This window comes from Pseudomonas sp. NPDC090233 (genome assembly GCF_044772285.1).
Lineage (GTDB): Bacteria > Pseudomonadota > Gammaproteobacteria > Pseudomonadales > Pseudomonadaceae > Aquipseudomonas.
Map to the genome: position 1 here is coordinate 84,588 of NZ_JBIVYQ010000001.1, position 20,138 is coordinate 104,725.

General features: G+C 60.6%; 29 protein-coding genes and 1 pseudogene. 21 read left to right on the forward strand and 9 right to left on the reverse strand.

What is annotated here, in order from left to right; all coding sequences use genetic code 11:
* The first annotated feature begins 73 nt into the window (after positions 1-73).
* Together ACIQUF_RS00460 and ACIQUF_RS00465 are read left to right on the forward strand one after the other, a co-directional pair.
* Positions 74-325, forward strand: a complete 252-nt coding sequence (locus tag ACIQUF_RS00460; protein ID WP_403126748.1) for a hypothetical protein — start codon at positions 74-76, stop codon at positions 323-325.
* Positions 326-386: 61 nt separating this feature from the next.
* Complete coding sequence (locus ACIQUF_RS00465) at positions 387-668, forward strand: hypothetical protein (RefSeq protein WP_403126751.1); 282 nt, start codon at positions 387-389, stop codon at positions 666-668.
* Positions 669-715: 47 nt separating this feature from the next.
* Here ACIQUF_RS00465 and ACIQUF_RS00470 read toward each other — a convergent pair whose 3' ends face one another.
* Positions 716-949 (reverse strand): hypothetical protein, encoded by a 234-nt coding sequence (locus tag ACIQUF_RS00470; RefSeq protein WP_403126754.1) that lies wholly within the window; start codon positions 947-949, stop codon positions 716-718.
* On the reverse strand, positions 946-1,674 hold the full coding sequence (locus ACIQUF_RS00475) for a hypothetical protein (RefSeq protein ID WP_403126757.1): 729 nt from the start codon (positions 1,672-1,674) through the stop codon (positions 946-948). The genes ACIQUF_RS00470 and ACIQUF_RS00475 overlap by 4 nt, the downstream gene beginning before the upstream one ends.
* Positions 1,675-1,724: 50 nt before the next feature.
* On the opposite strand from ACIQUF_RS00475, the gene ACIQUF_RS00480 reads away from it, so the two are divergent.
* Positions 1,725-2,150, forward strand: a complete 426-nt coding sequence (locus ACIQUF_RS00480; RefSeq protein ID WP_403126760.1) for a hypothetical protein — start codon at positions 1,725-1,727, stop codon at positions 2,148-2,150.
* Here the strand turns inward: ACIQUF_RS00480 and ACIQUF_RS00485 are convergent.
* The 6 genes from ACIQUF_RS00485 to ACIQUF_RS00510 all read right to left on the reverse strand — a co-directional run bounded on the left by ACIQUF_RS00485 (position 2,147) and on the right by ACIQUF_RS00510 (position 6,297).
* Positions 2,147-4,039 (reverse strand): DNA cytosine methyltransferase, encoded by a 1,893-nt coding sequence (locus ACIQUF_RS00485; RefSeq protein ID WP_403126762.1) that lies wholly within the window; start codon positions 4,037-4,039, stop codon positions 2,147-2,149. The two genes, ACIQUF_RS00480 and ACIQUF_RS00485, sit on opposite strands and share 4 nt — an antisense overlap.
* 87 nt (positions 4,040-4,126) lie before the next feature.
* A complete protein-coding gene (locus ACIQUF_RS00490) occupies positions 4,127-4,684 on the reverse strand; it encodes a hypothetical protein (protein WP_403126765.1) in 558 nt (185 codons plus the stop codon).
* Positions 4,685-4,990: 306 nt separating this feature from the next.
* Positions 4,991-5,176, reverse strand: a complete 186-nt coding sequence (locus ACIQUF_RS00495; protein ID WP_403126768.1) for a hypothetical protein — start codon at positions 5,174-5,176, stop codon at positions 4,991-4,993.
* Complete coding sequence (locus tag ACIQUF_RS00500) at positions 5,173-5,631, reverse strand: hypothetical protein (RefSeq protein WP_403126771.1); 459 nt, start codon at positions 5,629-5,631, stop codon at positions 5,173-5,175. Before ACIQUF_RS00500 ends, ACIQUF_RS00495 begins: the two co-directional genes overlap by 4 nt.
* Positions 5,628-5,894 (reverse strand): hypothetical protein, encoded by a 267-nt coding sequence (locus tag ACIQUF_RS00505; RefSeq protein WP_403126774.1) that lies wholly within the window; start codon positions 5,892-5,894, stop codon positions 5,628-5,630. Before ACIQUF_RS00505 ends, ACIQUF_RS00500 begins: the two co-directional genes overlap by 4 nt.
* Positions 5,895-5,913: 19 nt before the next feature.
* A complete protein-coding gene (locus ACIQUF_RS00510) occupies positions 5,914-6,297 on the reverse strand; it encodes a LuxR C-terminal-related transcriptional regulator (protein ID WP_403126779.1) in 384 nt (127 codons plus the stop codon).
* A gap of 81 nt (positions 6,298-6,378) precedes the next feature.
* On the opposite strand from ACIQUF_RS00510, the gene ACIQUF_RS00515 reads away from it, so the two are divergent.
* Positions 6,379-6,831, forward strand: coding sequence for a hypothetical protein (locus ACIQUF_RS00515; RefSeq protein WP_403126781.1), 453 nt, complete (start codon positions 6,379-6,381; stop codon positions 6,829-6,831).
* Positions 6,832-7,221: 390 nt separating this feature from the next.
* Here the strand turns inward: ACIQUF_RS00515 and ACIQUF_RS00520 are convergent, their stop codons facing one another.
* Positions 7,222-7,959 (reverse strand): helix-turn-helix transcriptional regulator, encoded by a 738-nt coding sequence (locus ACIQUF_RS00520; protein ID WP_403126783.1) that lies wholly within the window; start codon positions 7,957-7,959, stop codon positions 7,222-7,224.
* Between the two features lie 654 nt (positions 7,960-8,613).
* On the opposite strand from ACIQUF_RS00520, the gene ACIQUF_RS00525 reads away from it, so the two are divergent.
* The 17 genes and pseudogenes from ACIQUF_RS00525 to ACIQUF_RS00605 all read left to right on the forward strand — a co-directional run bounded on the left by ACIQUF_RS00525 (position 8,614) and on the right by ACIQUF_RS00605 (position 20,137).
* Positions 8,614-9,405 (forward strand): replication protein, encoded by a 792-nt coding sequence (locus ACIQUF_RS00525; RefSeq protein WP_403126785.1) that lies wholly within the window; start codon positions 8,614-8,616, stop codon positions 9,403-9,405.
* Entirely contained in the window at positions 9,398-10,777 is a 1,380-nt protein-coding gene (gene dnaB / locus ACIQUF_RS00530; RefSeq protein ID WP_403126788.1) for a replicative DNA helicase, read from the forward strand. Before ACIQUF_RS00525 ends, dnaB begins: the two co-directional genes overlap by 8 nt.
* Positions 10,774-11,202 carry a VRR-NUC domain-containing protein gene (locus ACIQUF_RS00535; protein ID WP_403126790.1) on the forward strand — a complete coding sequence of 143 codons (429 nt, stop codon included), beginning with the start codon at positions 10,774-10,776 and terminating at the stop codon, positions 11,200-11,202. Before dnaB ends, ACIQUF_RS00535 begins: the two co-directional genes overlap by 4 nt.
* A complete protein-coding gene (locus ACIQUF_RS00540; protein ID WP_403126792.1) occupies positions 11,199-12,497 on the forward strand; it encodes a tyrosine-type recombinase/integrase in 1,299 nt (432 codons plus the stop codon). The genes ACIQUF_RS00535 and ACIQUF_RS00540 overlap by 4 nt, the downstream gene beginning before the upstream one ends.
* Positions 12,494-12,775, forward strand: coding sequence for a hypothetical protein (locus ACIQUF_RS00545; protein WP_403126795.1), 282 nt, complete (start codon positions 12,494-12,496; stop codon positions 12,773-12,775). The genes ACIQUF_RS00540 and ACIQUF_RS00545 overlap by 4 nt, the downstream gene beginning before the upstream one ends.
* Positions 12,772-13,089 (forward strand): hypothetical protein, encoded by a 318-nt coding sequence (locus tag ACIQUF_RS00550; RefSeq protein WP_403126798.1) that lies wholly within the window; start codon positions 12,772-12,774, stop codon positions 13,087-13,089. Before ACIQUF_RS00545 ends, ACIQUF_RS00550 begins: the two co-directional genes overlap by 4 nt.
* Positions 13,090-13,100: 11 nt before the next feature.
* Positions 13,101-13,784 (forward strand): hypothetical protein, encoded by a 684-nt coding sequence (locus ACIQUF_RS00555; protein ID WP_403126801.1) that lies wholly within the window; start codon positions 13,101-13,103, stop codon positions 13,782-13,784.
* A gap of 232 nt (positions 13,785-14,016) precedes the next feature.
* Complete coding sequence (locus ACIQUF_RS00560) at positions 14,017-14,526, forward strand: acyloxyacyl hydrolase (protein WP_236197736.1); 510 nt, start codon at positions 14,017-14,019, stop codon at positions 14,524-14,526.
* Between the two features lie 61 nt (positions 14,527-14,587).
* Complete coding sequence (locus ACIQUF_RS00565; protein ID WP_260777199.1) at positions 14,588-14,959, forward strand: DUF3450 domain-containing protein; 372 nt, start codon at positions 14,588-14,590, stop codon at positions 14,957-14,959.
* The gene (locus tag ACIQUF_RS00570) at positions 14,959-15,276 is read left to right on the forward strand and encodes a hypothetical protein (RefSeq protein ID WP_403126808.1); all 318 of its coding nucleotides are present in this window, start codon (positions 14,959-14,961) and stop codon (positions 15,274-15,276) included. Before ACIQUF_RS00565 ends, ACIQUF_RS00570 begins: the two co-directional genes overlap by 1 nt.
* Positions 15,277-15,323: 47 nt before the next feature.
* Entirely contained in the window at positions 15,324-15,554 is a 231-nt protein-coding gene (locus ACIQUF_RS00575) for a hypothetical protein (RefSeq protein WP_403126811.1), read from the forward strand.
* Between the two features lie 27 nt (positions 15,555-15,581).
* Positions 15,582-15,812: pseudogene (locus ACIQUF_RS00580) on the forward strand (hypothetical protein).
* Between the two features lie 170 nt (positions 15,813-15,982).
* Complete coding sequence (locus tag ACIQUF_RS00585; protein ID WP_403126814.1) at positions 15,983-16,321, forward strand: HNH endonuclease; 339 nt, start codon at positions 15,983-15,985, stop codon at positions 16,319-16,321.
* A 158-nt stretch (positions 16,322-16,479) separates the two neighbouring features.
* Positions 16,480-16,980, forward strand: coding sequence for a terminase small subunit (locus ACIQUF_RS00590; protein ID WP_403126817.1), 501 nt, complete (start codon positions 16,480-16,482; stop codon positions 16,978-16,980).
* Positions 16,981-16,983: 3 nt separating this feature from the next.
* The gene (locus ACIQUF_RS00595) at positions 16,984-18,663 is read left to right on the forward strand and encodes a terminase large subunit (RefSeq protein ID WP_403126819.1); all 1,680 of its coding nucleotides are present in this window, start codon (positions 16,984-16,986) and stop codon (positions 18,661-18,663) included.
* Complete coding sequence (locus ACIQUF_RS00600) at positions 18,660-18,842, forward strand: hypothetical protein (protein ID WP_403126822.1); 183 nt, start codon at positions 18,660-18,662, stop codon at positions 18,840-18,842. Before ACIQUF_RS00595 ends, ACIQUF_RS00600 begins: the two co-directional genes overlap by 4 nt.
* Positions 18,839-20,137: a phage portal protein gene (locus tag ACIQUF_RS00605; RefSeq protein ID WP_403126825.1), complete on the forward strand. Its 1,299-nt coding sequence runs from the start codon at positions 18,839-18,841 to the stop codon at positions 20,135-20,137. The genes ACIQUF_RS00600 and ACIQUF_RS00605 overlap by 4 nt, the downstream gene beginning before the upstream one ends.
* The last annotated feature ends 1 nt before the right edge of the window (position 20,138 follow it).

The following is a 20,138-nucleotide window of genomic DNA, read 5'->3' on the forward strand; positions in this document are numbered from 1 at the left end:
GTGAACCTTCAAGCCGCTTACGCTGGTCGGTAATTCTAGGTAACTGATATCAATAGCTTGCGGATGAATTCTCATGAGTGCTGACAAACATGAGCGCCAATATCAGGCGTACCAAGCGCTTAAGGATCTGAGCGATTTGGCCGCTGATACGATGAAACAAATTGCTTACGAGCAGATGGACCACATTGATTGGGACGAGACTTGCCGACGGCACCGTCAGGCCTTCGCCCGCTGGATTGAGTACGCTGAAGGCCAGGGGGCGGTGGGTGCACCCCCTTCAGGCAGGACACCGCGGCAGTTAACTGATTCAGCGGTTAAGAAATAGATAGCCATTTCGGAGTGTTGCTGTAGCCTAAGATGACAATTCATCACTACTAGGCCCAGCCATGCGTAATCGCGGTACGGTTTACTGGGAATGGGCCAATCCGGAGTTGCACTTCCGCAACTACGACGAGCGCCTGTCCTGCGGCACCCTCATCAACATTCAGGTGCGCGTCTCCAAAGAGAACGTCACCCAGCTTTTCTTCGGCGTCTACGGCGAGAAAGGGTTGATGCTTCTTGAAGAAAACCACCCAGCTTGCCAGGGGCAGACGATGACTGCCGCTATGGCCTGGGCCCTCCAGCGTGCCTACGACTGGGTAGCAGGTCAGCGCCTCAGCTCTCGCTGAGTGAATAGAGGGGAGAAGGGTTACAGCGCAGGAGTACAAATGTTCTCTTACGGGGCTGAATCCACCGCGCGCATGAAGGCCGCCATGTCGCCCATCTGCTCGACGATGAAGCGCTCTTCATCATCTGAGGCTGCGATGATCCTTTCCTTGCGTTTCTGGCACAGTTGGCAATCGACCATGGACCAGTCGGCTGAAAGCTCGGAAGATTGGCCCAGCCAAGTACCGCAGGGCGCTTGCTCAACGTCATCCAGGTCGGTGAATGGTGCGAAGTGCGTCGTCATGACTTCGCCTTTGGATCTTCGCCGCTGAACGCCTCGCCGCACTCCGGGCAGCCCAGCTTGTTGGCGTAGCTGTGCGCGCATTTGTCGTCCGGATCTGCGCTGGCGGATAGGAAGGTTTCGAGGTGGCGTCGCACGCGTAGAACGTGATCGCTATCCGAAAAGCCGCCGGTTGCAACTTCGAGGAATTCGCGCAACAGCGCATCTCGCTCGGCCAGCTTGGTGCGCAGCTGCTCAGCTTCACGGGACGCCCGGACAAAGGCGTGATCCGACTCGACCAGCTCCTTGCGCAGCCGCTCGACCTCACCTGGACCGGCGCACGGGCCTAGGGTAATGACGGGTAGATTCATCGCCGCCGCATCCCGCTCTGCCTCTTCTTTGGTCCACCAGAAGGCAGTACCAACCATCCACGCTATCGGCTCGGCGTGGGGCTGTGGGGCTGGCTCAGCTGCAAGGTGGTGCCAGCTGTCGACTTCGAACTCTGCTGGGCGCAGGCCGAGGCGATTGCCGTCATCCATCACAGCAACAACGGCGCCGTGGCTGTTCGTCCACACCCGGTAGGTGTGGCCGGCCTTAGCCTCCGGGTAGTGCGCGAGCTCGACACCAGGGATCTTGTCGGCGGTTGCGGTCACCAGCATGCGGACGGTACGAGGTACGCGATCGCCAAACGGGTAGCCAGCGCTTCGCTTGTGAAGTGCGGGGCAATCGATTTTGTTTTCTGTGGGCATGGGGATACCTTGCGGCTATAGTTCGCCGAAATGTCAAAAGGGTTCAGTCAATGTTGAGTTACATCCAGTACCGGATGCAGCTTTTCCGTCAGGCGAAAGCCGAACTGAAGATGGAGCTGAAGAGGCCGCCGCACACGCAAGAGGCATATGATTCGGGCGAGCTTGATAACTACTACCGCCAGGCTGAAGACCTTTTTGAATGGAAAAGGCTAATTCAAACCGAATATTTGCGCGGCAAGGCTGAACGCTTGCTTATCCCAATGCCTGACCTGTCAGACAGGACTATGTACGATCAGGTGGAATGGGATAAGGACCCAAAGCAGCCTAAATACCTTACGGATCTTGGATTGCGAACGGTGCGGTCGGCGATCAGAGAGGAGCAGAAACATCGAAGGGAATCGGTGATGTTTTGGTTCGGAATCGTGTTCGGCTTAATCGGCGCAGTTACCGGGTTGATCTCGGCACTAAAATCCTAGGCCGCCAAGCGCTGATAGAGTTCGATGAGGTCGGATGCGTTCGCCGCGACAAGAGCCCGGGCTTCGTCCTTGCAGACGCTGTTGCCCAGCAGCTTCACCTGGTCGGTCTTGCTGATGGCCTTCCAGTAGGTTTCGCCGGTCTTCTCGTCCAAGAACAGGCCGCGATCAATGATGTAGCTGGGGCGGAAGCCCTGGGCCCGCTTCAGTTCGTGCGGCTGCAGCATCCGAAGAGTGATGTCGACCAGCACGTAACCCCCGACCATGACAATGTCGGCGTATTCGGTGAAGTGCTGGGGCAGATACTTGCGCAGGAACGCTGCGCATTTGCGGGCGCTGGCTAGCTGTTCGTCAGTCAGCGAATGGCTCTGCAGTTGCACCACCTCGACCACTGCCATTCGATCCTTTGATGGGATCGTGTGGACTGGCTCGCGAAGTGAGATGCCATCCTTCTCGGCGCCGTAGTACTTCACCATGTAGGCGGTGACCAGCCGCTGATTGGCGCCTTTGCCCAGGACAGTCGAGAACGGATCGTCAGCTGCTCGGCCGTCCCCCTTGTAGAAACCGCCGTTGGCCTGCTCAAGGTGGGCTGATGCAATCGCGTGGTGCCCGCTGTTTTGGGTGATGCAGCTGAGAGGTCCGGTAGCTGCGGCGCCCACGCAGCCCTTTCGCAGCGTAACCAGGGACGCAGAGACCAGCGCCTGTTCGCCACGATTGGCGCCCGTTACAGTCAGGGCGGGGTCCGTCACTGGATAGCCGGAGCGATCGCCATGATGCGTGAGGTGCGTCAGATGCGCGCCGACCAGCGCAAAGTGGCCCCCTTTGACCTGAGCAACCTGGGTGCGAAGCGGCTCAATGGTATCGAATGTGCGCTGCGTGGACCCGTTCGCATGCTCGGTGAGGCATCCCGCCATAGCCAGCGCCGGTTGAACCAATGCGTGATGGGTTCCACCGCCGCTGATGGTCGAGGCCGGTTCAGCAACGGTGTGCGTGCTGGTGTGCGACTTCGAGGTGCCCCGCATCGGGACAATGAACGGATCGTTGCTGGCCAGGGTGTGTCGCCACAGGCCTTTGGCGACTCGGTTCATGGTGTTCTCCACCAGGGCATCGTCGCGGAAGATCGTGCGGCCCTCCAGCTCCCAGTCGATGCACTCGGCGGCTGATCGCCATGCCTTCTGGCCCTTGGCTGGATTCTTGTAATGCGTTGGTGCAGGCCAGACGATCGGCTTGGCGTCGCGCCTGGCGATGACGTACAGCCGCTTGCGAATAGTCGGTGCGCCCTGATCAGCTGCGACTCGCACCTGGTGCTCGAAGTTGTAGCGCAGACCGCGCAGCAGAGCTTCCTTCGGTACGTGCTCGCCGATCTCGGCCAAGATCTCTGGCAGGTCGGGGTGATCCTCAGGGATGCCGCTGCCCAGCACATCCACAAACGCTTTGAACGTCCGGCCCTTTTCCGCCTTGACCGGCTTGCCTTCGTCGTCGAGTGGCCCCCAGTCGGCGAATTCTTCAACGTTCTCCAAGAAGATCAGGCGAGGGCTGGTCTGGTATGCCCAGCGGATGATGACCCATGCCAGGCCTCGAATCTTGCGGTCGCGCGGCTTCCCGCCCTTGGCTTTGCTGTGGTGGCGGCAGTCCGGCGAAGCCCACAGGATGCCGACCGGCTGGCCTTTGGTCGCCTCGATTGGGTCGACCTCGAACACGTCAGCCACGTAGTGCTCGGTCTGCGGGTGGTTGGCGCGGTGCACGGCCAGTGCGATTGGGTTGTGGTTTACTGCCACATCCGGCTCGCGGTACGCCTCGGCAATGCCGCTGCTGGCGCCGCCGCCACCGGCGAAGAGATCGACGACCAGCTCCTTTTCGAAGGGCAGGGCGAGGGAGGTCATACAGGTCATGTTCTGGTCCTTGCGTGCAGGCGCCGCCCTTGCCGGGGAGGCGTTATCGTTGAATAGGGGAAGGCGCTGGCGGGCAGCGGGGATGGACTAGAGGTCGTAGTAGGCGTCGCGGTAGGCGCCGTATTCTGCTTCGTTGTCCCAGCGACGATATGGCTTTGGCGCCTTCTTCAGCGCTTCCTTGTAGCTGGCCTTGGCCTCTTTCATGGTGCGGCACCATTCGCCGGTGACGCTGGCGCGGGCGAGGTAATCAAGCGCGTGCGTGGTGCGGTACATGCGAAACTCGCGCGGCACCTGGTGGAAGCCGCCGTCACGCCATACTCTGCACCCGCCGCGCATCTCAACCTCTGGCTTGATGATGCAAAGGAACTCGTGGAAGTAGCAGTCGATGTCCTCGTCAAGGAACTTGTCGTAGTTGCTACTGCGCGCCGGCCTGGGCAGCTTCTCGACCATGTCGCCGTACTCGATGCCGTCCACTGGGTGGTAGCGGCCGGCGCGGCGCTTCGTGCTTTCGTCGAGCGTAATGCCGATGTAGTGGCCGTGGTCCTCAGTGATGGTGCCAGGCTTGCCGTAGGCGATAACTCGACGGCCGATGCAGGCCGGCACCTGATAGTGCTGCTGGACGTAGTGGCAGGGTGTGCCGATCATGGCTTTCTCCATGCATGCGCCGCCCTCCGTGGCCGGATGCGGCATGGTGGCATTTGGGTAAGTGCTTGTTTTAATACTGAGGAATGGGTAAAGTCGCGCCCAACCTGAGCTCCCTCTGAACGAAGGCTAAAGTCTGTCGTCTGGGTCACATCCAGTCGTCCGACCCAGTTTGCTTGAATAGGAACTGGCGGTGGTTGTGTCGTGGCTAAACCCCATGGCCATCCAAAACACTGACTTTGCTCAAGGAGGGTCCTATGGAAGTAGAGATCACTATCAGGCTAGACCTGAAAGTTCTGATCACGCTGTTCACAGCTTGGTTCGGCTTTTAATGGTCGGCCTCAGGCGGAGAGACACGCCTGAGGTACCCTCCTTTTCAGCATTGCTCGTCCGTGCGATGTGAATACCTTCTGATTGAGTATCCAAGCCACTGGGCGGCAAATTGATGTTCTGCTGGCGCCGGCCGTGCCGGACGCGCTCGGTGATGCGTTTCATGCTGCCTTCTGCTGATTCCAGGCGCCGACAGCTGCAAAGACCTTGGCGGCCTGCACTTCGTCGAGCGTTGTGTCGGTGGGAATTGCGATCCACCCTGATGCGATCAGGTGGCCAGGGTTGGCCTGGGCCCGCAAGTCGCGGTAGGTGGTTTCGATGACATCGGTGATGTGCTCGGCCTTGTAGTTGCCCTGCGGCGCTACCTCGATCGATTTGCAGTACTGCTCGCCGTTGGGCTTCTGGCACATCACGCTCAGGTAGATGGTCCAGCGGTGCGATAGATCGCACACAGCGTCTACGACCTGGCGCACTCGGATCTGCTTGAGGTTGTGCCAGTTGACCAGCACCTGCTGGCCGCTGGGGTCGATGTTCACCACGGCGGCATGGTTGGCCACTACCAGTGCACGGCAGGTTCGCTCCAGGCGGGCCCGCATGTTGTGGGGTTTGCGCTTGCTCATTGCAGGCCACGCTTTGTCGCCGCGCCTGCCTCCATCGCATCCACAAACCGCATGGCTGCCTGGTAGCTGTACGCGAAGCCCTGAACAGCACCCGTAGCGATTTCAACCACATCCCACGTGCCGCCCTTGCCGGAGGCTTGGTAGCGGGGGGCTGGCTGGCCGACCTTGGCGTGCGCCTCTGCCCTCACTGACTTGCTGCGCTCGAGCAGGGCCGCGAGCACGGCAATCTTCTGCTCGAAAGCAGGGTGCATTGCTGTCTGCATGTGGTGATCCTCGGTAGGGTCAGGCGTGGAGCTCGAAGGCCTCGGCCTTGCGAACGATTCGAACTTGCGCGGTGCGGCGCTCCGGCGCGCGGCGGTCGCGGCGCATCGGGTCGCTATCGTCGATCACCGCATGCATGGCGATGAGGCTAGCGAGCATGATGCAGAGGGGGCTGATGATCTGGCGGCGCATGGCTTCGGCTACGGCCGCGGCACGGCGGGGAACGCCCAGCTTCAACATGGCGTCGCCGATGCGCTTCTCGACACCGCTTTCGCTGATGCCGAAGTGCCGTGCGATTTCTTTGGTGGTGAAGCCTTGGGCGACGTCGAGGATGCATTGCAATTCGCGAGGTGCCAGGCCTCGGCCGAGATGGCCTATCCATGCGCCGACGGTGATCGTGTCCATTTGTGATCTCGGTTGGTATGAGCTGGCGCGAGATGCAGGCAAATTGCTACTCTCGCGGGATGATCAGGGGAGGAGTTCCATATGGACGCCGAAGATCGAAAGAAGCCGATCGCGCCAGAACTGGATGAGACAACACTGCAGCTACGTGCCGAGTTTGCTCTGCTCGATAAAATCATTGAGCTCCAGAAACTCGCAAAAGGTCATCCAAACGCCAAGCAGAGCCGGAAGGCGTCCAAAGCTGCCGCAAAAGCGGCAATTAAGGCGAACAAGCAGGCTGGAAAGGGACAGTGGTCCCTGAAGGCGCCAAAGACGAAACAGCCAGCTTCCGTTTCTAAATGGATCGAGAAAAATTGCTGGCGGTGCAAGTCAAAATTCAAAATTCACGGAGACTGGGAGCGCCCCCCAACCCTTTGCCAGGCGTGCGCAAAGGATCTGGATCAGACCTACTTGCCGACAGGTCCTGACCACTCAACCCCATTTGCTAGCGTCCACTTCGTCAGTGGCGGGGCGCCAAGCCTGGGCAAGCGCCGCTGACTGAACATGGTCTGCATCCCAAAACGCCCGGGCAAGCCAGGCGCTTCAGTGATGCTTTCCGTTGTCGGTCCGCTACTGGCGTCGACCAACAACTCATGTGCGCCTTGATTACCACCTGGCCCTAGTCCAGTTCGCACTCGTTTTGTTCTTCCAGCCGCGGTGCCCACCCGCTGGATAACTGCATTGGCGCTTTACGCTGCGCGCCCGGGGCAGTTGCCACCCCTCTGGACCGTTGAGGCCTGTCCATCGCTGCCTTCGTTTCTGGCCGGTGTCTATCCGGCGATGAGGTAAAGTTACCTGCGGGTAACGATATGCGTCAATACCCATGGGTAATCTTTTTTCTCGAAGGCAAAAAAAAGCCCGCATCAGCGGGCTTCGTTTTTGGGGGATCTACAGAAGGACCGAGTACCAGAACACCCGGCCAAGCACAATGATCTGGTTAGAAACGAGATCTTCAGCGGAGTACTCCTCGTCCGGATGCTCCTCTCTGTTGAAACTACGGAGGCGGATTCCGCCGCCAGGTAGCCGGTACAGCGTCTTGACCCGAAGCTGTCCTGCATGGTTGATCGCATACATCTTCCCATCAACCACCGTCGTCCTGCCTTGGTCCACGCCGGCAGTACTGCCATCGGGCAAAACAGGCTCCATGCTATTACCGCTGACGGTTACGCAAACTGCGTCGCTCGGCTGAACGCCTTGTCGGCGAAGTGTCAATTTCCCAAACCGCAGCTTCCGGTTGCTCGACTGCTGAACCACGGTTCGTCCCTGGCCAGCGGACAGCTCTACTTCCTTTAGAAACGGCACATAGACCTCATCGTCGCCCAGTGGCGTGTCGTCGTCCCAGACGTCGAAGGAGCCGATGAATTCGGCATTTGCCTCAACAGTCGGCTGCTTGCTGACGAGACCTGGTTGATCCATGGCGTAGCGCTGAAGGCCGAGGGTTTCCTCAATCTCTCGGGCGAAATCCTCCCCGATCTTCTTGGCGCCGGAGCTTTCAGGTCCTGCCAGGCAGCGCGAGATGTAGTTGGCGCTTTTCCCCAGGGCATCAGCAATACGGGCCTGCTTGCCTTCGAAGCGCGAGTTCATGAGTAGCCGCAGATTGTCGCGGCGAATGTCTGAAATTTCCATCGAGCAATGATCTGTGACCGTTACCAAAAGGTAAATTCCCTGTGGGTATTGTTTAATCATTACCCAGCGGTAATAATCGGATGGACTACGACGGAGGCCCGAAATGCGGACCAGAAAAAACGGGCTGCTGGAGTGGCTCAAGACGGCGACAGATGAGCAGGTCGCTCAAACCGGTACGTCTCGGGCCTACCTGCGACTTATCGCCTACGGACACAAGACCGCATCTGCGGAGATGGCTGCGAAGACTGAGGTAGCCAGCCGTGGCGCCGTTACTCGCCAGCAACTTCGGCCTGATGACTGGAGAGTTATCTGGCCAGAGCTCGGCGCTGCTTGATGGGAATTATGGATGACCTGGCCTTGCGCCAGTAGTGAGTCCGTCCCGCTGTTCATGCATCCAGTGCCTGAATTGAGGGCGAAAAAAAACCGCCTGGCAGGGCGGCTTTCTCTACAACACATATCGAGGTCGATTATGCACACAGCAAAGGACGCTAGCAATACCGCGCCATTGTTCGATTCACACCAAAAAGCCTACCACCAATCCGCCGCACTCGATGCCGCGCGAATGATTCGCCTCCAGTACGCAGCTTCCTCGAAATCCGCGCTCCGCCGCGAGTGTGTCGAGCACCTGCGGGCATCGCTGTGCGGAGGTGGCGTGTGAGCATCGTCACCACTATCCAACCGAAAAGCGGATTCACCCGAATGGACAACGACCTGTACGAGGCCCTGATCGGGGCTGATCTGTCAGGCCGCGAGCTTCGTGTCGCCCTGGCAATCCACCGCCAAACCGCTGGCTACAACCTGGAGAGCGCCTGCATCGCTGCATCGTACATCGCCCAGATGTCCGGAATCCGTCGCGAAGACGTGTCCAGGGCGATCAGCGAGCTGCTTCGTCAGGGCGTCATTCACCGCGACGGTGGCAGCCGCAGTCCGATCGGTTTCGCCCCGGTCGGCGAGTGGAAGATCGACAAGAAAAACACCCATCCGAACAAACCAAAAGAAGTGCCACAGTGTGGCGTTTCTAACACGTCCAATGTGGCGTTCCTGACACACAATAAAGAAAGAAATACAAATACTACTCCTGACGGAGTAGTCGTCGGCGCCGAGGGTCAATCCGCTCAAGCGAAACCTCGTCGTCAGAAGCCAGCGATGGAGTCGTGCCCGTACCAGGCCATTGTCGACCTGTACCACCAGGCTCTCCCTGAGCTGCCAGCAGTCGCAATCCTGAACGACACTCGCAAGCGTGCCCTGCAGGCCCGCTGGCGCGAAAGCGACGTGCACCGCGATCTGGGCTTCTGGGCTGATTACTTCTTCCAGGTGAGCATTTCCGCTTTCCTGATGGGCAAGGTCGAAGGCCGTAACGGCTCGAAGCCATTCCGCGCCACGTTCGACTGGCTGATTGCCCCGTCCAACTTCGTGAAGGTGGTGGAGGGCAATTACCATGCATGAGCCCTACAACGCTGAGGCCGAGCACGGTCTGCTGGGCGCCATGCTGCAGCGCCCGGAGCTGATCGACACCCTGTCCGATGACCTTTCGCCCGAGTCGTTCTACTTCGCCGAGAACGCCGAGGTGTTCCGGGGGATCCAGGCTCTGCGCGCTGCTGGCAAGGCCGTCGATCTGCTGACCGTCGCCGACCAAATCGGCGTGCTGCACAACGGGGAGCGCGCCCTGGGGCACTGCGCCTCCTTGGTCCACAACACCCCGAGCGTGGCCAGCGCTGGCACCTACGCCGGCATCGTTCGGGATCGAGCCATTGAGCGCGCCCTGTACGAACTGAGCGACCGCACCCTGGAGATCGTGCAGGGCAGTGGCGACATTCAGGACAAGATCTCGGCCGTGCAGGCGGCGGCCATGGGCATCGACGCTGGCGGTGACGGCGATGAGATCGTGAAGGCCGCCGACTTGATGGCTGACCAGCTGGAGGTGTGGCAGGAGCGTCACGACCGGTTGTCACGCGGCGAGACGCTGATCGGCCTTTCGACCGGCCTGGCTGACCTGGACGAGAAGCTGGGCGGCCTGCAGCCTGAGCAACTGATCATCGTTGCGGGTCGCCCGGCCATGGGCAAGACCACCTTGGCCATGGGCTTTGTGCTGGACGCCGTGGTGCGCCAGAAGAAGTCCGGCCTGGTCATCAGCCTGGAGATGAGCAAGGGTCAGCTGATCGACCGTGCCGTCGCCGCTGAAGGACGGATCCCGCTCAACCTGATCAAGAACGGCTCAGCCTGTGAGTCGCATGGCGCGGAGCTCTGCGCTGCAGCGGCCAAGCTGAAACACGCCAACCTGTTCATCGCCGACCGCGCCGCCGCCACGGTTGGCCGCATCCGCTCGCTGGCACGCCGGCACAAGATGCGGTACGGCCTGGACATCCTGATGGTCGACTACCTGCAGCTGATGGACGGCGAGGGCGGCAACCGCACTGAAGCGGTCAGCAGCATCAGCCGCGGCTGCAAGCTGCTGGCCCGCGAGCTGGGCATTCCGGTTGTGCTGCTCAGCCAGCTTTCCCGCAAATGCGAGGAGCGCCCGAACAAGCGCCCAGTGAACTCCGACCTGCGCGAATCGGGGGCCATCGAGCAGGACGCCGACGTGATCCTGTTCGTGTACCGCGATGAGGTCTACCACGAAAACAGCGAGTTCAAGGGTGTCGCCGAGATCATTGTCGGCAAGGGCCGTGACATCGAAACCGGCACCGTCCGTGCAGCCTTCCTCGGCCAATACAACCGTTTCGAGACCCTCTCGGCCAGCTGGCAGCCGCCAGTCAAGGCCCCAAGCCAATCCGAGCGGCCGTTGTCGGCCCGCTACGCACGCAAGGAAGTCGCATGACAGTACCCGCCCTTCGCCCGTCCAAGGCCAAAGCGGCCCGCGCCAAGCCCGTCGACCGGGAGGGGCAGGAGCAGGCCGCGCTGATGCAGGAGCTGCAACTGCGCTATCCGCAGGCCTACAAGCTGATCTACCACGTTCCGAATGGTGGGCATCGGGTCAAGGCCGTGGCCGCCAAGTTGAAGGGGCAGGGCGTCAAGGCCGGCGTCCCCGACTTGGTGCTGCCGATGGCGCGCGGTGGCTATTTCGGCCTGTACATCGAGTTCAAGGCCATGCCGCCGTTCGATGCGCCGGTTTCACCCAGCCAGGACGCTTACCTGCAGGCCCTTGCCGACCAGGGCTATCTGGCCATCGTGTGCCGGGGCAACATCGACGCCGTCGAAGCCATCCGCGCCTACCTGCTGCTGCCTGCGACGGTGGCCGCATGAGCGCGACCCGTGAAGTGAAGTTGAGCGAGGCCGAGGTGCGCCGGCAGGCTGCCGACAAGTCGGTGCGCGATCTGCGCGACCCGCGTCACCCCGGCCTGTACCTGCGTTTCTGGAGCAACCGCGAGCGTGCGACCTGGCATCTGGTGCGCGGCAAGAAGTGGGTGCCGGTCGCCCGCTGGCCCGAACTGAGTGTGTCGGCAGTGATTGCCGAGCTGCCTGCCCTGCGTCAGCGCCTGCTGCGCTCCCCGGCCACTGCGCCGGTGGTGTCGGGCATGGCCACCGTTGGGCAGTTGCTGGACTGGTACGGCGACCGGATGGCGCGGGATCGCTCACTGTCGGCGAAGCGCAAGGCCGGCGCCCGCTCCGCCATCGCCCAGCACCTGAAGCCACGCCTGGATGACCTGGCCGTGGCTGCCGTGAATGCCGATGCCCTGGACAAGCACCTGATGTGGCCATGCCAGGCCGAGGTGTCGCTGTCCTACCTGCGGCAGATGTTCGCGCTGCTGCTGACTGCCTTCCGCCAGGCCCTGCAGCTGGGCCTGATCGATCGCAACCCGATGGCCGGGATGCGCTTCAACGATTTCACCAAGGCAAAGATCCTGCCCAAGGCAGCCCGCCTGCGTGACGTTCAGCTGCCGGAGCTGATGCAGCAGCTGGCCCAGGCCTTCGAGCAGACCCCGGGCGACGCCATGCTGGCCCTGATGATGCTGGCCCATGGCACCCGGATCGGTGAGACCCGGATGGCGCGCTGGAGCGAAGTCTCGCTGGCCGCTGCCGAGTGGTTCATACCGGCCGCCAACACCAAGACCCGCACGGAGCACCGCCTGCCGCTGACCGCTCAGGTGAAGGCGCTGCTGGTCCGGTACCGGGCGACTCAGCAGGCTCAGGGCTACGAGGGCGTGTACCTGTTCCCGAACAGGCACGGCCTGTCGCTGAGCGAGACCCAGGCCAGCGCGGTGTTCACCCGCCTGGGGCAGGGTGAGTGGACCAGCCACGACCTGCGCAAGGTATCTCGCAGCACCTGGACCGACCTCGGCATCGACGGCCACATCGGCGAGATGCTGCTGAACCACACGCTGGGCAAGATCGCCAGCACCTACATCCACACCCAGGCCATGCAGCAGCGTCGGGCAGCCCTGGAGAAGTGGCACGCTTGGCTTGACCGGGTTGGCTTCGCCGTCATCCACCGCCTTACCAAGGCCTTATTTGAAATTTCGCAGAATTCGCCCGAGGCCACGGCAGACGTGGCACCGAGCGACCTTACCGCATTTGTAATTAGCGAGGATTCGAAATGAAGAACAGCGACAAGATGCGCGTCCAGTTTGAGGCGGCATATGAGGCAAAAAGCTTTGAGCGGAACGGCCGTTTTGACAGGGCGGTGCTCACCCGAGGCGGTGACGACGAGTACGTCATTCCGCAGGTTCAATCTGCCTGGTGGGGCTGGCAGACCTCACTCGAAACTCTGCGCGTCACCAACCCATTCCCCGTTCAGATGGGTGACCCGGATGCAGATTGGGCCCGGGGTGTTGCTGACCAGTCGCTGCGTTCTCAAGGGCTGAAGGTGGTCGGTTGATGAAGACGCACGGCCCAGCATTCAAGAAGGCCGTAATCGAGTTGGGTGAGTGCCCTTTGTGCCGTGGGAGAGCGGTCACCAAGGGCTTGTTTCATGAACTGCCATGCGGCCACTGCAACGCCTCGGGCTGGGTAGTGGCTGCAACTGGCGAGGCCCTGGCCCTGGATGAACTGGTGACCCAGCTCAGCATGAGGCTCCGGGCAGCGCTCCGGCAGATCGAGCAGTTGAAGAACCCTCAGGCATCCGGGCCTGAGGCTACATATCAGGGAAGCAACCGGCTCGGCGCCGGCGGCACCAACTACACCGGGGATTGAGGGGGAAGGACATGAAGGTAATTTGCGCTCGCCAGGCTTGGCACGATGCACTCCACGAAGACCGGCCTTCGGCGCTTGCGGTCGCCGCAGAGGCGGCTGTGATTGGCCGTAAGTTCGGATCAGGAGAAAACAAGATCATGGTCATGCTTGAAAACCATGACGGCAAAGAGGTGGCAAAGGTCTACAAGGTCCGCACCGAGGATGTTCAGGAAACCCGATCAGGACGTCGTCTGACTGAAACCAAATGTATCCACATGCTCACCGCTGGGCTGATCCTTCTCGCCGTTGACTCGCTGCCGAAAAGCCTCCGGCACTTCGGTAACTTTCTCTATTCGCCGATCGCAAATGGGAATGACCTGAGCATTGCGCATGGCCTGGTCTGGCTAGGGAGTGGACTGGACTCTCTGACCGACCGCAAGAAGCAGCGGGCTTACTGGATGGCAATGGCCGCGCTCCAGTCACACAAACTGCTGGTGGCAGGCCGCGAGGGAATGGGCCCTGGAGCGGTCAGCCTCTTCGTTGAAGAGCGGACAGGAGAGAAGATGAACCCCCAGAATTGGGCGCGTGATTGGCAGGAAATCTGGGAGCGACTGGGCGTGCAAATCGATAAGCTGGACCGGCAGGCACTCAAGCCCGTTTCGGCTGCGATCGAGAGGATTAGAGGCTGGGATGAGGATGATGAACTAGCCGCTTGACGGTTTGAGGAGCGTTCTGGCACTATTTCGCCATCGTCATAATTTCGCCTATGGCGAAAACATTCAAAGCCCGGCCAAAAAGCCGGGTTTTTTATTGGCCCATTGAGGCCCTCATGAGTCCTGGCGCAACCCTAGCGAGAGCGAGCAGAATTATTTTCTGGAACGCGGAACGTTTTGATAGCACTATGATTCTGATAGGTTGCTAACTAAACAAATATGGAAGACCGTGATTATGAAAACCGTTCTAGCTGCTGCAGCGCTTTCCCTTTTCGCTGCGTCCGCCGGAGCAGCTGAGCTGTCGGGGGCGCTCGGTGCGACAAGCCAAGGCGGCCTTACAGCGCGCGTAGGCGTGGGCTTCAACTGGGACAAAAGCTGGTTTGAAAGCAGCGCGGGCCGTTTAACCGGTTACTGGGATGCTGGGTATACATATTGGGAGGCAGGAGATGCTTCCGGTGGTGCTCACTCGCTCTCGTTCGCTCCGGTGTTTGTGTATGAATTCGGTAGCGGCAATGTGAAGCCATTTGTTGAGGCGGGTATTGGCGTTGCGGTGTTCTCCGGCACCTCTGCTGGTGATCAGGACTTTGGCTCCTCCTTCAACTTCGAGGATCGCATCGGCGTTGGCCTAAAGATTGGCGAGACCCAGAAGGTGGGTATTCGAGCCCTTCATTACTCCAACGCCGGCATCAAGCAGCCGAACGACGGCATCGAATCCTACTCGCTCTTCTATAGCCACCAGATTTAACTCGTTCTGCGTAGCTCCCTTGCCCGCCCAGTGCGGGCTTTTTTGTCTCTGGAGATTCTGGATGGACCCGACCGACCTCGGCCCAGGCACAGCCACATGGCTGGGCGGAACGGGCACTGTATTGCTGGGTGGCTTTCTATGGCTGCGTAAGTTCCTCTCGAAGGATGCTGCTGACCGTGCCATGGACAATGCCGACATAGGCACCGTCCGCCGGCTGAACGAACTGCTCGACTCAGAGCGCGATGCTCGTAAGCAGGCCGAGGCCCGTGCTGATCAGTTCGCTAAGGAGCGAAACGACCTCATGGCCACCGTTGGCCGCCTGGAGGGCAAGATCGAAGCCCTGACGGGGCAGGTCGGCCAGCTCTCCAAGCAGGTCACCGCCCAAAGCGAGGAGATCGCACGCCTGCGCGGAAAGCTGGGAGGTAATTCCTGATGGACAGATGTGCAATTGAGTTCATCGCTCGTCGCTGGTGGCGACGGGCTGAGATATGGGTCATCGCCTTGGTGCTGATTGCCGGCGGTGCGGTGCTGGGCTGGCAGTCGGCCTATTGGGCTATGACGAGCACCCAAGCCAACCAGGTGAAGCAGATCCGCGAGGCCTACGACGCCGCAATGGCGGAGCGCGACAAGCGCCTAGATGAGCTGACCAGTAAGGCCGAGAGTGCCGCTACCAAGGCCTCGAAGGCTGCAACCACCGCGAACCAGGCAGCCGACAAAGCTGATGAGGCTCTCAACCGGGTATCGCCGTAGCCGTACCACAAAATAGACATGCGCCGTTTCGTGGCGCGGAGATGCCGATGAATCGACAGCAGATTGCCTGCGCATACAGCCTGTTCCACACCCGCGACCAAGCGCAGCGGCGCTTAGATACGGTGCTCAGCGGCAAGGGCGTTGCGTTGATGATCACCGGTGACTATCAGGACGAGGGTGTCCTGCAATCGGTTGCTGAGTCTCTTGAAAAACACTTCAGGACTGAACTGGCCGCAATCGATGCTCAGCTCAAGTTGCTGGGTTGGAGCGGCGAATAGCAGAACAATCCGGGCAGGAGGTGCGGGATGGCTTTGAAGCGACCACCTTACACATCCTGCAAGCTCTATGTGGACGGCGCCGACGGCATCGCAGTAGGAGACTTCATCACCACCGCAGCCGGCTCTGCCTACCTGGTGCAGACCCTTCGTATCAGCCGCACGCGGCCAGAGCGCATGCACATGGACTGACTGCGCTGGCCAATCGCCGAGGTGCCGCCTGATGCGCGGTGCTACCAGTTGACTTGGTACAAGAGATGAGGAACACCGGCTATGGCCAAGGTGTATGCAACGATCGTCTGCCGCCAGTCCTGGTGGCTGAAGTACTACCTTGCCGGGCTCCTTGTCATGCCCCACATAACCGGCCGCGAGCCGGAGACGAGTCGCGTCTTTCGATGGGTAGAGTGCGGCATTAAGGTGGAGGTACGCTGATGGCCAGGCTCAAGACTCTGGGATCGCGTATCAAGGAAAACGCGACTTCGCGGGTCAAGGTGGTCACGCCTGGCAGCTGGCGTAGCGGCATGACCAGCTCTCAGCGTGGCTACGACTACCGATGGCAGAAAGCGCGAGAGCATTACCTCAATGAGCACCCGCTCTGCGTGTTCTGCGAGCGGAACGGCCGCACGACCGCCGCAAAGGTGGTCGACCACATCATTGCTCACCGTGGGGACATGACTCTCTTCTGGGATCAGGCCAACTGGCAGAGCCTCTGCAAGCCTTGCCACGACTCGGTCAAACAGGCCGAGGAGTCAGCTGGCCTGGGCGGCTGAGTCAGCCGCGGACCGTCGAAATCCATCCGAGCGGCGCAGAAGCACGTCAATGGCGTGCCTCTAAAGGTGTAGGGGGGTCAAAAGCTAGGGATTCTCATCTAGCTAGACCGCCTCCGACCCCACGTAGACATTTTTCTCCCCCCTAAAGGTTTTTGTTAATGGTGTTAACAGACAAACAGCGACAGTTTGTTGACGCTAAGGCCCGGGGCGCGTCAAACAAAGAAGCTGCGGAAGCCGCAGGCAGCAAGCCCTCTACCGCTGCTGCAGCTGGTTCACGCTGGGCCAACGACCCGAAGATTGCATCCGCCATTCTGGCTCGCCGGGCAGAGCTCAGTGTTAACCCTGAGCCCAAAAAACGCAGAGGCAAAGCGAAGGCTGATGAGCCCGCTGGAGACGGTGCCGAGGTCAACGAAGCCGACGGCGAGTTCCTGAGCTGCCTGCCGTCAACCGACGACCCGCTGGTTTGGCTGCTAGCGCTGATGAACGAGCCCCGGGCAAAAGTCTTCGACCGGCGCAACGCTGCGCAGACTGCCGTCCCATACATACACGGGAAGAAAGCAGAAGCTGGCAAGAAAGAGCAGAAAGCGGAAGCCGCCAAAGAAGCGGGCAAGGGCAAGTACTCCCAGAGCAAACCGCCCCTCACTGTCGTCAAGGGGTGACACATGCTTTGGACTACAGCCTGCCCCGACTGGTGGCGGCGCCTGGCTGCCAGCGAATCAATCATTCCAGAGCCGCTGTTTCCCCAGGAAGCCGAAGAGAGCCTGGAGGTTTTCAAGGGACTGCGTATCGTCGACGCCCCGGGCAGTCCGACCATCGCAAGTGCGTGCGCCCCTTGGGTGCTGGCCTTCGCAGGAGCTGTGTTCGGCAGCTACAACAGCGAGACCGGTGAGCGCCTGATTCGGGAGTTCATGCTGTGCATCCCGAAGAAGAACAGCAAGTCGACCATCGCCGCCGCGATCATGTTGACGGCGCTGGTCCGAAACTGGCGGATGTCGGCTGAGTTCATCATCCTCGCGCCGACCAAGGAGATTGCCGACAACGCCTTCGTGCCGGCCAAGGACATGGTCAACAACGACGAGGAGCTGAAGGATCTGCTGCACGTACAGCCACACCTTCGGCTGATCACGCACCGAGAGACGGGTGCCACGCTGAAGGTGGTTGCCGCTGACAGCGATGTGGTGGGGGGCAAGAAGGCTGTCGGCGTGCTGATCGATGAGGCCTGGCTCTTCGGCAAGAACCCCAAGGCTGCGGACATGATCCGCGAGGCCACCGGCGGTTTGCTGTCGAGGCCTGAAGGCTTCGTCATCTGGCTAACCACGCAGTCGAACGAGCCACCGGCCGGCGTGTTCCGGTCGAAGCTGAACTACGCACGCGGCGTGCGGGATGGCCGCATCAACGACAACCGCTTCCTGCCGATCATCTACGAATTCTCCAAGGAGATGATCGACAGTGGCGAGGCCCGGCGGCCTGAGAACTTTCACCTAGTGAATCCCAACATGGGGTTTTCGGTCGACCGTCCTACGCTTGAGCGTTTGTTCATGCAGGCCGAGATCGACGGCGAAGCCGAGCTGCGTGGATTCCTGGCAAAGCACCTCAACATCGAGATCGGCTTGGCCCTCATGTCTGACGCCTGGGTCGGCGCCGAATTCTGGGAGCCACAGGCGGCCGATTGGCTAAGCCTGGATGAAATCCTTGGCCGCTGCGAAGTCATCGATGTGGGTGGTGACGGTGGCGGGCTTGATGACTTGCTCGGCCTTGCTGTTGTTGGTCGGGAGTCCGGCACGCGCAGGTGGTTCCATTGGGCCCATGCCTGGGCTCACCCCTCTGTGCTGGAACGGCGCAAATCGGAGGCGCCCCGACTCAAGGATCTCGAGGCGATAGGCGATCTCACCATCGTCAAGCGGATTGGTGATGACGTTGAGCAGTTCGCCGCCATCGTCAAACGCATCAATGAGACCGGCCTGCTGGACAAGGTTGGACTCGACCCCGCGGGTATCGGCTCTGTTCTCGACGCTCTGGCCGATGCCGGCGTCGAGGAAGACAAGATCGTTGGTATCTCCCAGGGCTGGAAGCTCACCGGCGCGATCAAGACGACAGAACGCAAGCTCGCCGAGGGCACGCTGTTGCACTGCGGACAACCACTCATGGCCTGGTCGTGCGGCAACGCCAAAGGGGTGCCGTCGGCCAACGCCTTCTTGATCACCAAGCAGGCGTCTGGCACGGCGAAGATCGACCCGCTGATGGCTACATTCAACGCCGTTTCTCTGATCAGCCTCAATCCTGAAGGCCGCGGGGGAATGGACAACTTCATGGCTGGCATTCGGGACCCGTTGATCGCATGAACGCACTTTACATTTTCATCGCCTGCGCTCTGGTGGCCTTCTGCCTGGCTTGTGCCGGGGTATGGGTGCTGGCCGGTACAGGCTGGGCTTTGCTCGCGGGAGCGGTGAGTTTCTTCTGCATCGCCGGCTTCCTTCGCCGAGGTCTGACCAGCGATCCCACGCCGAGGGCTGATCAGTGATTAGAACTCTATCCCAGGCATTGGGGGTTGCGGCCACCAAGCCTTCAGCCAGCGTGAGTGAGTGGCTGGGCCGGACGATTAGGCTTTCAGATGGCGGCTTTTGGAGCGCTTTCTCTGGCGCTCAGTCCAGCAGCGGCAAGTCGGTCAGCGTGGACAAAGCGATGCGGCTCTCCACGGTATGGGCCTGCGTCCGCATCATCTCGACTTCGGTGGCAGGCTTGCCCCTGAGTATCTACAAGCGGATGCCGGATGGTAGTCGCGAAAATGCTAGGGATTTCCCGCTGTACGATGTGGTGCACAACAGCCCAAACGAAGACATGGCCGCCTTCCATTTCTGGCAAGCAGTCGTCGCATCGATGTTGCTGTGGGGCAATGCTTACTGCGAAATCCATCGCTCGGCCGGCCGCGTCATCGCTCTGGACTTCCTGATGCCGTCCAGGGTAGACCTTGAGTTCGATGATAACGACCGGCTGAGGTACTACTTCAGGCCACGAAAGGGCGCACGCCGCGAGATCAAGCGGCAGGACATGCTCCACATCCCAGCCTTCACCCTAGACGGCAAGGTTGGGCTCTCCGCCATTCGTTATGGCGCGGATGTGTTCGGTTCGGCGATGTCGGCAGACGACGCTGCGAACAGCACCTTCCGCAACGGCATGATGCCTACGGTGGCGTTCTCCGTAGACAAGACGTTGAGCCCGGCCCAACGTGTTGAGTTCCGCGAATACGTGAAGACGATCTCCGGCGCGCTAAACGCAGGAAAGAGCCCAGTACTCGAGCAGGGCGTCAAGCCGGAGTTGATCGGTATCAACCCCGCCGACGCTCAGTTGCTTGAGTCGAGAGGGCATAGCGTTGAAGAGATATGCCGCTGGTTCGGCGTCCCCCCATGGATGGTGATGAAGACCGACAAGGGCAGCAACTGGGGCACCGGTCTGGAACAGCAGCAGATCGCGTTTCTCACCTACTGCATCATGTCCTTCACGGCGCCGATTGAGCAGTGCGTGAATAAGCGCTGCCTGACTGCCGTGGATCGGATCAATTTCTATTCGGAGTTCTCGCTGGAAGCATTCCTGCGGGCAGACAGCTCCGGGCGCGCCGCGTACCTGAGCACCATGGCTCAGAACGGGTTCATCACCCGGAACGAGGGGCGACGCAAGGACAACATGCCTCACATGCCCGGCGGTGACGTTCTTACTGTTCAATCGAACCTGGTGCCGTTGGATCAGCTGGGAAAGCAGAACGATAGCCAGGCCGCACGGGCCGCATTGATGAACTGGCTGCAACAGCCGGAAAAGTAAA